This is a genomic window from Vibrio sp. 10N.239.311.G01 (genome assembly GCF_041465805.1).
Classification (GTDB): Bacteria; Pseudomonadota; Gammaproteobacteria; order Enterobacterales; family Vibrionaceae; genus Vibrio; species Vibrio crassostreae_C.
In genome coordinates, this window is the sequence record NZ_JBFSRM010000025.1 from 1 (window position 1) to 15,726 (window position 15,726).

At 45.2% G+C, this 15,726-nt stretch carries 13 protein-coding genes; 8 read left to right on the forward strand and 5 right to left on the reverse strand.

Annotation, left to right across the window (positions count from 1 at the left end; translation table 11 throughout):
• Window positions 1–825: 825 nt before the first annotated feature.
• The 4 genes from AB6D06_RS17630 to hemC are packed head-to-tail and all read right to left on the reverse strand — an operon-like array spanning window position 826 to window position 4,922.
• Complete coding sequence (locus tag AB6D06_RS17630; RefSeq protein ID WP_372101077.1) at window positions 826–2,007, reverse strand: heme biosynthesis protein HemY; 1,182 nt, start codon at window positions 2,005–2,007, stop codon at window positions 826–828.
• Window positions 2,007–3,233, reverse strand: a complete 1,227-nt coding sequence (locus tag AB6D06_RS17635; RefSeq protein WP_372101079.1) for a uroporphyrinogen-III C-methyltransferase — start codon at window positions 3,231–3,233, stop codon at window positions 2,007–2,009. The genes AB6D06_RS17630 and AB6D06_RS17635 overlap by 1 nt, the downstream gene beginning before the upstream one ends.
• Window positions 3,234–3,252: 19 nt before the next feature.
• The gene (locus AB6D06_RS17640) at window positions 3,253–3,981 is read right to left on the reverse strand and encodes a uroporphyrinogen-III synthase (protein ID WP_017061007.1); all 729 of its coding nucleotides are present in this window, start codon (window positions 3,979–3,981) and stop codon (window positions 3,253–3,255) included.
• Between the two features lie 2 nt (window positions 3,982–3,983).
• Entirely contained in the window at window positions 3,984–4,922 is a 939-nt protein-coding gene (gene hemC / locus AB6D06_RS17645) for a hydroxymethylbilane synthase (RefSeq protein WP_017061008.1), read from the reverse strand.
• A 344-nt stretch (window positions 4,923–5,266) separates the two neighbouring features.
• On the opposite strand from hemC, the gene AB6D06_RS17650 reads away from it, so the two are divergent.
• Window positions 5,267–7,795: a class I adenylate cyclase gene (locus AB6D06_RS17650; RefSeq protein WP_372083416.1), complete on the forward strand. Its 2,529-nt coding sequence runs from the start codon at window positions 5,267–5,269 to the stop codon at window positions 7,793–7,795.
• Window positions 7,796–7,866: 71 nt separating this feature from the next.
• Here AB6D06_RS17650 and cyaY read toward each other — a convergent pair whose 3' ends face one another.
• Entirely contained in the window at window positions 7,867–8,181 is a 315-nt protein-coding gene (cyaY, locus tag AB6D06_RS17655) for an iron donor protein CyaY (RefSeq protein WP_017061010.1), read from the reverse strand.
• Window positions 8,182–8,256: 75 nt separating this feature from the next.
• On the opposite strand from cyaY, the gene lptM reads away from it, so the two are divergent.
• The 7 genes from lptM to AB6D06_RS17690 all read left to right on the forward strand — a co-directional run bounded on the left by lptM (window position 8,257) and on the right by AB6D06_RS17690 (window position 15,554).
• Entirely contained in the window at window positions 8,257–8,373 is a 117-nt protein-coding gene (lptM, locus tag AB6D06_RS22505) for an LPS translocon maturation chaperone LptM (protein WP_063524726.1), read from the forward strand.
• A 42-nt stretch (window positions 8,374–8,415) separates the two neighbouring features.
• A complete protein-coding gene (gene lysA / locus AB6D06_RS17665) occupies window positions 8,416–9,669 on the forward strand; it encodes a diaminopimelate decarboxylase (protein ID WP_017061012.1) in 1,254 nt (417 codons plus the stop codon).
• 11 nt (window positions 9,670–9,680) lie between these two features.
• Entirely contained in the window at window positions 9,681–10,511 is an 831-nt protein-coding gene (gene dapF / locus AB6D06_RS17670; RefSeq protein WP_017061013.1) for a diaminopimelate epimerase, read from the forward strand.
• Between the two features lie 44 nt (window positions 10,512–10,555).
• On the forward strand, window positions 10,556–11,254 hold the full coding sequence (locus tag AB6D06_RS17675) for a DUF484 family protein (protein ID WP_372101080.1): 699 nt from the start codon (window positions 10,556–10,558) through the stop codon (window positions 11,252–11,254).
• On the forward strand, window positions 11,223–12,155 hold the full coding sequence (xerC, locus tag AB6D06_RS17680) for a tyrosine recombinase XerC (RefSeq protein ID WP_017061015.1): 933 nt from the start codon (window positions 11,223–11,225) through the stop codon (window positions 12,153–12,155). Before AB6D06_RS17675 ends, xerC begins: the two co-directional genes overlap by 32 nt.
• 15 nt (window positions 12,156–12,170) lie before the next feature.
• Window positions 12,171–12,887, forward strand: a complete 717-nt coding sequence (gene yigB / locus AB6D06_RS17685; protein WP_371725446.1) for a 5-amino-6-(5-phospho-D-ribitylamino)uracil phosphatase YigB — start codon at window positions 12,171–12,173, stop codon at window positions 12,885–12,887.
• Between the two features lie 168 nt (window positions 12,888–13,055).
• The gene (locus AB6D06_RS17690) at window positions 13,056–15,554 is read left to right on the forward strand and encodes an EAL domain-containing protein (protein WP_017071799.1); all 2,499 of its coding nucleotides are present in this window, start codon (window positions 13,056–13,058) and stop codon (window positions 15,552–15,554) included.
• Window positions 15,555–15,726: the final 172 nt, after the last annotated feature.

Consider the following 15,726-nt stretch of genomic DNA (forward strand, 5'->3'; position numbering starts at 1 on the left):
TCACAATAATTCATCAATCTTAATTAGATCACATTTTTACTTTAATTGGTATTATTCCGGCACATATCAGAAAGCCTAGTCTGACGACTAGGCTTTCGTCGTTTCCAGTATCTGAGTTTAGTATTCGTCTTCGAGTTTTGTAGAAGCGTTCTCCGTTCGATGATCTCGAGCTCTGATATTCCGACATTTATTATCAAGCTCTGCTCTCTCTAACAGCGCTTGATTACGTAGGTTTATATTTGTGGCTATTGATTCGATGATTAACTTTTCCAGAGCGTCTTGAAAGCTCTATCTCCTACCAATTTGAACTGGCTGATAAAAATGCCTCGTTTCTAATAACAAGGTTTTGTTGGTCGGTAACTCTTGCTATATCCCTTCTACTTAATAGATGAATCTACAGGCAGTTACGTGAACTCCCCGGTTATAACGGTTTATAGTTGGAACATTGATGTCTATTTAATTGTTAATTCAGCGTGATTTAAAGTGGGTATCTGTCTGCGGGTAAATATCTTTAAACGCCTTCTTTCAAGGTGAGACTCATTTAATCTTGGGCTTAAAGGTGTCACTTTTCTCTATGGCTCTTCCTGAGTCTCTTCTCTGGGGTTGTTTATAAGAATGGTAAAACTACGTACAGACATAATTATAGTCGTTCTCCGTCTGTTTGAGAGGCCCGATTGAGCAATTTCATGATTAGTTGGTTTGGTAGCATTGGATGGGTAGGGTTCGAGGCGTTTGGTTTATAGGTATTGTAGAAGTTATCTAGGGATAAGTAACAGATACAAAAAAGCCGATGTTAGACATCGGCTTAGTTTGAGTCACTTTGAATTAAGCGGGTTGAACTAGAGCGAGCGCTTTACGAGAAACCTCGTGAGCTGCTTTCGTTAAGTTTTGCTTCTCTAGGGCGTCAGATAGATATCCGTAATCTGAAACATTTGAGCGAAGTGCTAGGGCTTTTTCGAAGTGGCTTTGTGCTTCCGCCCACTTCTGCTTTCTTAAGTAGAACTGAGCCAGAGCGCTGTGTGCTTCGGCATTACCACTGTCTTTACTGATTGCACGTTCTAGCATGACCACTACTGGGTGGTGATCGGCTAGATTCAACTCTGGAAGCAACATGTAGAGCTCATTTGAACCACTCTTCGCAATGTTCTCTTTGATCACTGTGAACGCTTCTGAGTCAGCTTTGCGAGCGATCAGTTGCTTCACAAAGCAAGATACAAGGTGCGAACTTTGTTTCTGCTTTCTTGAAAGCTTGTTCCAATGGCTGATTAAACCTTCGCTACCTTGTTGTTGAGCTACATCATGAAGTAATCCACATTGTGCTTTCTGTTCTAATTCACGTTGCTCATCAGCTGTTAGAAGTTTGTTCTTAACTAATTTAGGCGTTAACTCTAGCAATGGCTGCCATAACTTCAGTTGCAAGTAAGTGGCTTTTAATAGGCCAAGTACAGCGGTGTTATTAGGGTGTGTACCTTTTAAGGTCGAAAGTGTATCGAATGCGGCTTCGTAGTTCGACTCACTGATCTGTTGTTTTGCTTTAGTTAGCTCAACAGCCAGTAGAGAGTCGTCCTGCTGGCTAGCAAGCTCGATGTACTTATCACGCTCACTTGTATTACCTTGTTCGTGCGCCGCTTGAGAAGCGACTAAATAACAAAGTAGAGGCATGTCGTGATGGTTAGCCCAACGTGTTACCTTCTTCTCAGCGCCTTTCCAGTCACCTTCAAGCAGCTTGATGATGCCTTCATTGGTATAACGACGAGAGCGTTTCAATTTACGAACACTGAACCAATTCCAAGTTGTCGAGCTCGCGTACATAAGCTTTTTAAATAGGTACTCTAAGCCGAATAGAGCCGCTAGAAGAGCGATGACGAAGATAACCAGTGTTGTCACGCTCATCTCAATGGTCTTATTCGCAATTGAGATCAGAACGTAGCCTTGTTGACCAGAGAACTGAGTACCAACAATTAACCCAGCACCTAGAACGAGAAAAAGAAAAATCCAACGAATCATTATTTTTCCTCCGTGGTCATAACGGTGACTTCACGACGTAGGCGCTCACGTATCACATCTGACAACTCATTTTGAGACTCAAGCTTTACAGGGTATTTCACAGAGATGTTCTGTTCACTTAGCTGTTTAATCGCTTTCTCAAATTCAATCACTGAGTTGTTATCTTGATTTAGATAAGCTTTCGACCACTCGCTAGCGGTATTAAGAGCTGCGCTATAGAGTTCACCTTGTTCTTTGTAGACGGCGCGAATCGCGGTTTCTAATTTACCTTTGATGTTTTCACGCAGGTAGAAGTGTTGTTCAGGAGAGAGTAGAGGGATAACTTCGCCATCACGACTACGGAAGGTAATGAAGTTTTCTGAGAAGTCTTTCATCGACGTCATCAGGTTGTTCTGCCAATCATTAATATCTTGCGATACCGCTTTTTTCTCAACAACCGCAGCTTCCGGAAGAGTCGCATTGGCAAGCGGCAGTGTATCGACTTGCTGTTGCAAGCTTGTGATACGCAGAACTAAGCCGTCACGGTCGATCAGAGGAATAGTGCGAAGCTTGGTAATGTCATTGGTCATTGATTGACGCAGTGACACTAAGCTCGGGTCATTCAGTGCTGCGATACGTTGATCGGCGCTTTCCATTAACTTGGTTGCGCTAACGGCATCATGCTCGAGGAACAGTTTACGTCCTGCTAGTTTCACAAGGTAATCGGCTTCGGCAAGTAACCAGTCATTCGGGCGGCGACCTTTCACGTCAGCCACTGCTAACTGCAGGCTTTGAATGCTCTTCTGCTGTTGAGATTGCACGACCTGAGTTTTCTCCACCGCGTGTGAGGCTTCTTGGATAGTCTCTTGCTTGATGGTTTGTAGGTCTTTATTTACCGCAGATTGGGTATTTTGAAGTTGTGCTTGAAGAGCGGCTATTTGAGCCGAGTATTCAGCGCTCTTTTGCTGCATTTGAAATGCGATACCGCCACTGAAGATAATTGAAATAGCGATCGCAATAGCGCCTAGTTTGACACCGCGCTTACCTTGCTTTTCTGCTTTCTCTATTTGCTCTTTATGCTCAGCTTGAGGCTGCTCATTTTTAGCGGTATTTGAAGCAGAGGCATCAAGCTTCTGTTCAGGTTGTTTTGTCTCTGTAGAGTCAGCTTTTTCGTTTTCAACAACTACTGGCTGAGTATCTTGTTTCTTTTCAGGTTCAATATGCTCATTATTTTTTTTGCTTGTCATGCTTATTTCCTGTTTCTAGCTAGGGCCGGAGAGCAGCCAGTAATATTTGGTTCGTAGCACTGTGAGTATTGGTCACATTCGAGAAGCCGAGTTGTTGTGCTCGTTCTACAATGCGCTGGCTTGGGACAAATAGATGTCTTGTTGAAAGCCAAGCCAAATACTCATCAGGGGTAATTGAGCAGAGATACTCCAATTGTTCCTGACTAGTGATGACAACTTTGGACGTTTTTTTGTTTATCCATGTTTGATAGGTATTGTGGTCGCTAATAGGAATATATTCTCTACGGTAGGTCTCACAATAAGAGACTTGTGCACCTCGATTGAGTAGAGAATCTCTAATGAGCTCACGCCCACCATTGCCACGTAGTATCAAAATGGACTTATTTTCTACGCCATTAAGTTCAGTAAGTTTAAGAAGATGTTCACTATCACTAACTTGAGGATAGTTTACTTTTTGTTTACAGACTTTGCTTAAAACGTGCGCAGTTTTTTGACCAACGCCAAGATAAAGCGGCGAAGTAGGCCAAATGGATGAGGTTTTTGAAAGGATGCTTTGGGCAGCCGCCACGGCGTGGTGACTGACTGCAATAATGATATCGCTGTTATTAAGCTGGGTGCTTAAATCCGCAGAGTTGGGATTATCCACGATACGAATCAGCGGATGATGGATTGCTTGAACCCCTTCATCCGCTAGTTGTTGGCAAAGCGATTGTCCCTCTGAACCGGGACGAGTCACCAACACTGTCATGATTATTCTTGGTCAACGTAGAGCTTGGTTAAGATTTCTCTCGCGCCATCATCCAGCAATTGATTTGCCAGAGTCACGCCAAGTGCTTCTGCATCTTTGCGAGGGCCAGAGATCTCACCACGAACCATCTTAGAACCGTCCGGTTCACCAACTAATGCACGTAGCCAGATGTTTTCGCCATCTAATAATGAGTAGCTGCCGATAGGAACCTGACAGCCACCTTCTAGGGTAAGGTTCATTGCACGTTCGCACAGTACACGATCAGCCGTGTCTTTATGATTCAGTGGTTCAAGGAGTTTAATCAGACGCTCGTCATCAAGGCGACACTCAATACCAACAGCGCCTTGGCCAACAGCAGGGAGAGACTGCTCTGGTTCGATGAAGCTACGAATACGCTCTTCTAGCTCTAGACGTTTAAGACCTGCAGCAGCCAGTACGATCGCATCGTATTGACCATCATCGAGTTTACCTAGACGAGTACCAACGTTGCCGCGCAGCTCTTTGATGATCAGATCTGGGCGGTATTCTAACAGTTGGCATTGGCGACGCAGACTGCACGTACCCACGACAGCACCTTGTGGGAGTTCGTCGATGTTGTTGTAAGTGTTTGATACGAAAGCGTCACGCGGATCTTCGCGCTCACAAATTGTTACCAGACCTAGACCTTCAGGGAAGTCGACAGGTACATCTTTCATTGAGTGAACCGCTAGGTCAGCACGACCTTCTAGCATGGCTACTTCAAGTTCTTTAACGAACAGTCCTTTACCACCCACTTTAGCAAGCGGAGTGTCTAGGATGATGTCACCTTTGGTCACCATAGTTACCAACTCAACCTCTAAACCAGGGTGAGCAGCTTGCAGTGCATCCCTTACAAAGTATGCCTGCCAAAGGGCAAGAGGGCTTTTTCTGGTCGCGATACGGATTGGTGCTGAATTTGTCATGGTGTTTCCGATATAGGTTCTGTAATAGCCTAATCCTACCATTATGAGGCGAGAATTCTTACTGTTTGATCATTCCATACTTTGATAGCTGAGAGATTTTCATGAGTTCACCAAAATAGTGTGATTAGTATCTCATTTGAAACATGGGCTATTATTAGAAATAGTCAATAAAGAGGACACTACGGCGCCGTGAGTTTAACTTTCTGTCATCAAGGAATTGACCAGTATGACGGGTTCCTTTGCTTTACCATTAAGGGTAAAAGTGTTAAATTGATCACGTTTTGTTGCTCCTTTCGTTCAGTAACTAAACAGAACTGCACTTAACCTCAAACCAAGGACTTACCTTGCAGGCTTACACTCAAACTTTGATTCAACGATTAGACAATCTAAATCAGCAGCGCATTGATCGTGCGTTGGCGTTGATGAATGTGCAAGGCCAGCGAGTATTCAACCTTATTCCCGCACTGCTTCACTTCAATCACCCGATGATGCCTGGTTATTATGACCAAAAAGTTCCTTTTGGAATTCGTAGCTTCACGCTTAATGAATTCCAAAAGCAATTTGTCTCTGATACCGAATTAACGCTGGGTGGCAAACTCACCGAGACGGATGAACCAGCAATCCTTGGCTTGTACACCATGGGTAGTACTTCTTCTATTGGTCAAAGCACTTCAAGTGATCTTGATATCTGGGTGTGTGTTTCCCCGGATATGGATGGCGCCTCTCGCGATAGCCTAACCAACAAGTGTCTCTTGATTACCGATTGGGCTGAAACCTTGGGAGTAGAAGCGAACTTCTTCTTGATGGATGAAGAGCGTTTCCGTTCGAACCATTCAGAAGAGATGACCGGCGATAACTGTGGTTCTTCACAGCACTTATTATTGCTTGATGAGTTTTATCGCTCTGCGGTTCGTTTAGCTGGTCAGCGTTTGTTGTGGCAAATCATTCCGCCAGAAATGGAAGAGTGTTACGACGAGTATGTTCAAGGTTTGTGTCAGGATGGTTATCTTGATTGCTCGCAGTGGATCGATTTCGGCAAGCTGAATCGTATTCCCGCTGAAGAGTACTTTGGTTCAAACCTGTGGCAGCTCTATAAGAGTATCGACTCACCGTATAAATCGGTTTTGAAGGCGATCCTGTTAGAGGCCTATTCGTGGGAATACCCAAACACCCAACTGCTGAGTATTGATACCAAGCGCCGCTTCTTTGCGGATGAACCGGATCTGTATGGCATGGATAGCTACTATCTGATGCTTGAAAAGGTAACGCGCTATCTAGAACGCATTAACGACCACACTCGATTGGACTTGGTAAGACGCTGTTTTTATCTTAAGACCCACGAGAAGCTGTCACGAGATGCGGGCATTGGTTCTGTTGCGTGGCGTCGTGAAGCCTTGACTGAGATGACTAAGTCTTGGAATTGGGGACATGAAACCATTGCTGAGCTCGATAACCGCCGTAACTGGAAGGTTGAGCAGGTTAAAGTGGTGCACCATGCACTGCTTGATGCCTTGATGCTGAGCTACCGTAATCTGATTCAATTTGCGCGTCGTAACGACATCACTTCGGCAATCAGTCCACAAGATATCAGCATCTTGGCACGTAAGCTTTACGCTGCGTTTGAGGTATTGCCAGGTAAAGTGACACTGCTGAACCCACAAATCTCTCCGGATCTGCATGAACCCGACTTGAGCTTCATCGAAGTTCGTCAGGGTCAGTCGAATAAAGCAGGTTGGTACTTGTATAAGCAGCCACTGGTTGCACACCGCATTCTTGGTCAGCCTTCTCTAGAGCACCATGAGTACTTGAGTAAGTTGGTAGCATGGTCGTTTTTTAATGGCTTGATTACCGAGTCGACACGTTTGCACTCTGTGGTACGTGACGCTCACATCGATATCGATAAGTTCTATCAAATGGTGAGCGACCTGCGTAATACGTTTTCTTTGCGTAAGCGTCGCCCAAGTATGCAAGCACTGGCGAGCCCGTGTGAGATAAGCCAGCTAGCGATGTTCATCAACTTTGAAAATGACCCGACGTCTGAATTAAGTGGTCGTGCATTAAAAGTGGACCTCAAGAACGCCGATATCTTCAGCTTTGGTGAGGAAGGTAAGAGCTTAGTCGGCAGTGTCGACTTAGTTTATCGTAACTCTTGGCATGAAGTACGTACGCTGCATTTCCAAGGTGATACGGCAATGCTGGATGCGCTGAAGACGGTGCTTGGCAAAATGCACCAAGATGCTTTACCGCCAGAATCGGTTGATGTGTTCTGTTACAGCAAAAACCTGCGTGGTGTGATGCGTAACATGGTGTATCAACTGCTTGCAGAGTGTATCGACTTACGATTGAAACCAATTGAACCCGAGAAGCGCCGCCGCTTTAAGGCTATTCGTTTAGCCAATAAGATGTTTGGCCTGTTCTTCGAGCGTCGTGGTGTGTCGGTACAGATGTTGGAAAACTCGGTCGATTTCTACCGTAGCATTTCAACCAATAAGCTGAAGGGCTCACCTTTACTGATGCTCGATAAAGAGCAAGAGTATCAGCTACCAGAAGTGGTTGATGGTTTTGCAAGTGAGGGCTTAATTCAGTTCTTCTTCGAAGATACCGACAAGGGCTTCAATATTTATGTATTGGACGAGTCGAACCAAGTTGAGGTCTACCACCAGTACAGCGGTGAAAAAGATGAGATGATCGCGAGCGTGAATTCATTCTACACGTCGGTAAAAGATGAGTCGAAGATGTCGTCTAAGTTGATTAACTTTAATCTACCTCAGTACTACCAAATCGTTCATCCTGAAGAAGGCAATTCCTACGTTGTGCCTTATCGTAACGATGCAACTTTAGCTTCTCGGAGCTCAAAGATAGTCAACATCTAGTCTTACTAAGACTGATTGATATTAAAAAAGGAGTGATTGATTCACTCCTTTTTAGTTTTGCTTACAAATGATTAGACCCAATCGATCGCTTCACCTGCGTGCTTCACGCATTCTTCTTTAACCATCTCAAACAGCTCCATGCCCGTCTTTGAACATGTCCACTTGTCGTCAACTAGCTTGAAGTGAAAGCCACCAGATTTAGACGCTAACCAGATTTCTTTCATTGGTTCTTGGCGGTTAATGATGATTTGGCTGCGGTTCTCAAACTCCAGCGTCATCACGTTACCAGTCACTTCGTAATCAATATCTGCCTCTGATTCATCGATAGCTTCTTCGATGTTTTGCATCTGTATATCGACCAGCTGATGAAATTCAGTCTCGTTCATCCTTTCTATCCTATTGCTTTTCCTGAGTGTGGTGCGATTATAGGGGGCATTGAGTTAATAATCACGATATGCAAAATGAAAAAATTAATTACTGCTCTATTTATGCTGTCCGTTATTGGACTTTCTGGTTGTGGTCAAACGGGTCCTTTGTACGATCCTGATGAAGTTCAGCAAACCGAACAATCACAATAAGTGAAAACACGCAGAAATCGTTATTTATAAGGGATAAGAACTTTGGATTACTTCAACTATCAGGAAGATGGCCAGCTTTGGGCTGAGGACGTCGCACTTTCACAACTAGCAGAGCAATATGGTACACCGCTGTATGTATATTCTCGTGCAACATTAGAACGCCACTGGAATGCGTTTGATTCATCGGTTGGTGAGCATCCGCACTTGGTGTGCTATGCCGTTAAAGCTAACTCAAACCTTGGCGTGTTGAATACTTTGGCTCGTTTGGGCTCAGGTTTCGATATCGTTTCTGGCGGTGAGCTAGAGCGTGTGGTTGCTGCCGGTGGCGATCCAGCAAAAGTTGTATTCTCTGGTGTCGGTAAAACAGCCGCTGAAATGAAGCGTGCGCTTGAGTTGAACATTAAGTGTTTCAACGTAGAGTCAGAACCAGAACTAGAGCGACTGAATAAAGTGGCTGGTGAGCTTGGTGTTAAAGCGCCGATTTCACTGCGTATCAACCCAGACGTTGATGCCAACACTCACCCTTATATCTCTACAGGTCTGCGTGATAACAAGTTTGGTATCGCTTTCGACCGTGCTCCTGCTGTCTATGAGTTTGCAAAAACACTCGATAACTTGTCTATCCATGGTATTGATTGCCACATTGGTTCTCAGTTAACGGATATCGAACCTTTCATCGATGCAACCGATCGCCTACTTGCGCTGATCGACCAGCTACGTGCTAACGGTATCAACATCAAACACCTTGATGTCGGTGGCGGCTTGGGTGTGGTTTATCGTGATGAATTACCACCACAGCCTTCTGACTACGCGAAAGCTTTATTGGCTCGCTTAGACAATCATTCTGATCTAGAGCTGATTTTCGAGCCTGGAAGAGCGATTGCTGCTAACGCTGGTGTATTATTAACGAAAGTCGAGTTCCTCAAGCCAACAGAGCACAAGAACTTTGCCATCATCGATGCAGCAATGAACGATCTAATGCGCCCAGCACTTTATCAAGCTTGGCAGGATATTGTTCCTGTTAGCCCTCGTCAGGGTGAAGCTGTGACTTACGATTTGGTTGGCCCAATCTGTGAGACAGGCGATTTCCTAGGTAAAGATCGTGACCTTGTTCTTGAAGAAGGTGATCTGCTAGCAGTTCGTTCAGCGGGTGCTTATGGCTTCGCGATGTCATCTAACTACAACACTCGTTCGCGTGCGGCTGAAGTGATGGTGGATGGCGATAAAACTCACTTGGTTCGTCAGCGTGAAGAGCTTACGAGTCTGTGGGAACTTGAAAACATTCTTCCGGAGTAATTTTAAGCGTTATGCACTTCCACTTTTCTAAAATGCATGGTTTGGGCAATGATTTCATGGTCGTGGACTGCATTACTCAAAATATTTTCTTTTCTCCAGATTTGATCCGTCGTTTGGCGGATCGTCACACTGGTGTGGGCTTTGATCAGCTACTTGTGGTTGAGGCTCCCTATGATCCAGAAACTGATTTCCATTACCGCATATTCAATGCGGATGGCAGTGAAGTGGAGCAGTGTGGCAATGGTGCACGTTGTTTTGCACGATTCGTTCGCATGAAAGGCTTAACGAATAAGTACAGCATCAACGTGAGTACCAAGAAAGGTAAAATGGTTCTCAAGATTGAAGAGAATGACCTGATCACGGTGAACATGGGCATTCCTGAGTTCGAACCCGGCAAGATTCCATTCAAGGCCAAGCAGCCAGAGAAGACGTATATCCTAAGAACGGATGTACACACCTTATTCTGTGGTGCGGTAAGCATGGGTAACCCACATGTGGTTACCGTGGTTGATGACGTCGACACGGCTGATGTGGACACCTTAGGCCCACTACTTGAATCACATGAACGTTTCCCTGAGCGTGTTAATGCTGGCTTTATGCAGGTCGTTAACCGTGAAGAAGTTCGTCTACGTGTTTACGAACGCGGCGCGGGTGAAACTCAGGCATGTGGCAGCGGAGCGTGTGGCGCAGTTGCAGTGGGTATCACTCAAGGCTTACTGGCTGAGAATGTGAAGGTTCGTCTACCAGGCGGTGACTTACACATTAGCTGGCAAGGCCCGGGTAAACCTCTGTTTATGACCGGTCCTGCAACGCATGTGTTTGATGGTCAACTTTCTTGCTAATAACGACCCAAAACAAATATATTCATAAAAATAAAGGATAGGTTTTGTCTTACGTTGAAGCCGACGCACTCACCGCAGAAGTGGTCGCGGAATATTTACGTGATAACCCAGATTTTTTCCAAGACCGAAAAGATTTGGTTGATCGCCTTGCTATCAATAACGTTGAGCAGGGCGCTGTTTCTCTGGTTGAGGTTCAGCTTAAACGCCAACGTCATCGAATCGAAGAGCTTGAAGAAGAGATCACTGGCTTGATGTCGTTGGCAGCAAATAACGATAAAACCTTCTATGAGTTTATGGATCTGCAAGCGCAAGTGCTGAAATGCAGTGACTTCATGCAGGTGATAAAAGCCGTTGAACAAAAAGCGTTAGATCTTGGGCTTAAGGCTCATGTTCGTATTCTTTCGCAATCTGGCTTTTATCAGTTGAGTGCTGAGGGTTACTCTAAGTTTTCGCTTAACCATTTCAATGGCAAAGATGCTTATCTTGGACGCTTGAGAAAAGCCGACAGACACGATTTGTTTGGTGATTATCCAGTTCCAGAGCTAGGCTCTTATGTAGTACTACCGCTTGCTAAGCCGTCTCCATTGGGTTTGCTCGCCTTTTCTAGTGAAGATGGCGGACATTTCCAACCCCATATGGATACGCTCTTTTTACGCCATTTAGCACTTGTTGTCGCTCATTTGGCGGACACCTTACCTTGGCAGATAAATAATGAGCCTAGAGCCCAAAATACCTCTTCCTAACAGCCTTCAAAAGCCACTTTCTCGCTTCTATGAATATCTCCGAAGCGAGAAGGGACTCAGCCTACACACCCAACGTAATTACAAACAACAACTTGAAACCATGGCCGGTCATTTAGTCACTCTAGGGCTAAAGGATTGGGGTCAAGTCGATGCGGCGTGGGTCAGACAACTGGCCAGTAAAGGCATGCGTGAGGGAATGAAAGCGAGCAGCATTGCAACGCGCTTATCGTCACTGCGCAGCTTCTTTGATTTCCTTGTGTTGCGTGGCGAAATGACCGCCAATCCAGCCAAAGGTGTCTCTGCACCTCGCAAACAACGCCCTTTGCCTAAAAACCTCGATGTTGATGAAGTGGGTCAACTGCTTGATGTGAATGAGGACGATCCATTGTCGATTCGTGATCGAGCGATGATGGAGGTGATGTATGGTGCTGGATTACGACTGGCAGAACTGGTCGGCATCAATCTGAAAGATGTGTTGGGTCGACAAGGCGAAATCCGAGTGATTGGTAAAGGCGACAAAGAACGCAAAGCGCCTTTTTCTGGTTTAGCTAAAGAGTGGGTCGATAAATGGCTCAAAGTTCGTGGTGAATTGGCTTCACCGGGTGAAACCGCGCTGTTTGTCTCTAAGCTCGGGACTCGTATCTCTCACCGCAGCGTGCAAAAGCGCATGGAAGAGTGGGGCAAGAAGCAATCTGTCGCGAGCCACATCAGCCCGCATAAACTGCGTCACTCCTTTGCAACGCATGTGCTGGAATCGAGCCAAAATCTTCGTGCTGTGCAAGAGTTGCTTGGCCATGAAAACATCTCGACGACCCAAGTGTATACCCACTTAGATTTCCAACACTTAGCACAAGCTTATGATCAGGCTCACCCGAGAGCTCGTAAGAAGAATAAAGATTAGATTAAAGGGTTTACTATGCGAATTTATCGAGGGTTGAAGCCCATCAAAGCCATGACCTTTGACTTGGATGACACCCTGTATGACAACTGGCCTGTGATCATGAAGGTTGAGAAAGAGATGGCACAGTGGCTTTATCAAAAGCACTCAGTGTCGGCTTCTTTATCGCTTGAAGAGTGGCAGGGCATTAAGCAGCAAGTCGCATCTGAAAACCCAGCTTTGAAACATGATGTCACCGTGTGGCGTGAAACTCAGATTAAGAGTGGTTTGCTGCAATTGGGTTACTCTCTGCAGCAAGCAGAGCAAGCGGCTCGAGAGGGCATTGAGCATGCCTTGTGGTTGCGTAATCAAGTCGATGTCCCTCAAGAAACGCATCGAGTGATGACTGAACTTAGCCAACGTATTCCTCTGGTTGCGATTACCAATGGCAATGTCGATCCACACAAAATTGGCTTAGGGCTGTACTTTCAATTAATCCTTAAAGCCGGCCCTGATGGCAGAGCAAAACCCTATCCAGATATGTTTGAAAAAGCTCAGCAACACCTAGGTTGTGACGCTGAGAATATTCTTCATGTTGGCGATCACCTCAAAACGGATGTCTATGGAGCCAAGCAAAATGGCTTCCAAGCGTGCTGGTTTAATGACACTGGTTCCAATTTATACCGCTCCCCGAAGGCGAGTGTGCTCCCTGATGTTGAAATAGACCAACTTAGCGATCTTATGCGACTAATTTAATGGCTCGGGAAGCTTATTGTGTCGCATTTATGCTATTGAATTGTTACATTAGTCGCCTATAAAGGCCTGATTAGGCTAGGATAATTGGCGACTACTTTTTATCGATTCATTTCAGTCATAGCAGTGGTTGCGGGTTGTTACTTCACTCGATTTTGAACAAGGGTTGGCATGCAAACATTTACATTTCTCGCAAATACTGAGGCGTTATTTAGAGCTCAATTTGATCAGCGAGAATGGTGTGACAGCAAACAGTACCTTATTCAAATTTTCTCAGCTCAATCTTCAGATCTAGCTCGTCAAATCGCGGGTGTTGCCCTCAATCGTTTAAATAATGCGACGCTAATTGGCCAGAGTGCTCGTCATGTTATCTGTGATAATTGCCTTGAAAGTGCATGCACCTTAGTCATCATCAGTGAGTTCAACGAAACCCATCTAACCTCTGCGGTCCAGCCTTTTTCCGGCAATCCAAATCAAGACAGCCAAGACTTAGCTTTTCAGCTGCGCCTTACAGAAGAAACCAAAACGGTCATCAGCTTGTGCGATCAGGTTGAAGGGCGTGATTATCCTATTTATAGCGCTTTTGAAAATTTGCCTTACGCCTTGCCGATAGCTGGTGGACTGTGCCATGAGAATGAATTTGGCCGTTGGGTTATGTATAACGAGCAAACCTACCAGCACGCCTGTGTTGCTGTGGCTCTGACTAACCCAAGATTGAAGGTTTGGTCGGACGCGTACTCTGAGTGGAACCCGATTGGGATGAAGCTACGAGTCACACACGCAATCGGAAATCGCTTATACGCATTGAACGACAAGCCGGCTATTGAAGTATTCAAACATTACCTTGCGGATGGCAAAGACCTTCCTTTTAGTCAACTGATGAGCTTTCCACTTTATCGAGAACTTGGCAGAAAGAAGGGTATCTCGACGCCGCTACGTATTAATGATGATGGCAGTATTGAGTTTGATAGCCCTTGGCATGTCGGTGAAGAGGCGCAGTTTTGTTATAACCACCCATCGCTCACTGCAGAAAAGGTGCACCACGGTGCCGAGATGCTAGCCATGCATCAGCCTGAATCGGTGATCATTTATAACTGCGTATCTCGACTTGAATTTATCGACAGTAAACTTGAGCTCAAGCCATTTGAAGGGATAGTGAATACATGTGGTGCCTACTGCATGGGGGAGCTATACCGTAATGAAGACCGCCAAGAGATACTGCACCACAGCTTGACTTATATCGCTATGCGCGAGTCTGACGAGATTAAAGAGTTTCATTGCGAAGACTTTCAGTGTGGCTCAACCGTGTCGCCATTGCTTAACCTAGTCAGAAATGCAGTCGCTGATCTCGACAGTATGAATACTCAGATGGAAAAGAAACTCCATCAACAAGCGCGTCGCTTAACCGAAAGCTATCGCATTGACTCGCGTACTGGTTTGCCGAACCGTATCGTACTGAAAGAGCGCCTCAATACGATTCTGTTCAGTGAACATCTGCTGACCTTAAAGCTAACCAACTTCCATCAGGTTAACGAGAAGTATGGTTATCAAGTGGGGGATCAGCTGCTACTCGATCTGTCTAATCACTTTATCGAGCGATTACAGCTTCGTGTGGTTAAAGAGCCTCGCGTGAAGGTAGAGCTATTCAGTATTGGTGTTGGAGAGTGGGCGATTATCTTCAATGCTAGTGTTGGTAGTACGAAAATAAAAGAAGGTTTCGTTGAGTTCGCCGATGACATCGAACACATAAATTTTGAGCCATATGGTTTGGCTGATATTGATTACCTGTCAGTTTCTCTGTGTGGCGGCTTTGCTAGTCGTTGTGACTTCTTAACCGACAGTGGTGACCAGATCTTATTGAAAGCGATCGAAGCTCGACGTTATGGAGTACGTAACAATACCCACATCACCAATGCTAAAGACATTCAGGTGAGTGAAGAAGATCGCAAAGAGCAACTAGGCTGGCTGAGCTGTGTAAGTCGTGCGATTTTAGATCAGAACATCATCACTTATTCCCAGCCGATTGTGGAGTCGGTTACGCACGAAATGATTGGCCAAGAGTGTTTGGTCAGAATCATGGAGTCGGACGGTACTATTGTGCCACCAGGAAAGTTCTTACCTATCATTGCTGACACCCATCTTTACACGCGCCTTAGTCGACACATGATTAAGAGCACTATTGGCTATATGGCGGATAAGCAGAGCTCATTTTCTATCAATCTATCCCCACAAGATTTGTTGAGCGATAAGACGCTCGAGGTCCTTGAGGCTGCGATCAGTGGTATGAACGATCCTACTCGACTTGGTTTAGAAGTTCTCGAGTCTGAACAGATTAAAGATTATGGCCGCATGATTGAGGTGTGTGATCACTTCCGTGCGCTTGGGGCGAGAATCATTGTTGATGACTTTGGCTCTGGTTACTCCAACATCGAGGAAATCATTAAGCTTGAGCCACAGATCATTAAGCTCGACGGTAGCTTGATTCGTAATATCGACAAAGATCAAAAACAAAGAAACATAGCCTCTCAGTTGATTCGTTTGTGCCAAGTGTTCAATGCCAAAACGGTCGCTGAATTTGTCCATAACCAACAGGTTTGTGAGATAGCAGAGCAAATGGGTGTCGATTATCTGCAGGGTTACTACTTCGGTGAGCCTAAGCGACTGTTTTAGCAGTTAAAGCTTCCCGCATTGTGTAACGACTGGCTATAAAAGTACTGCGCCGCCATTAATGACTGCTTTTTGGCGGAATGAATGATGTCTAACTAAGGTCACATTATTCATAACGCGATCGCAAGTATTCCGTGCAAGCCTTATCTATAATAAGCACAATAATAAATCATTA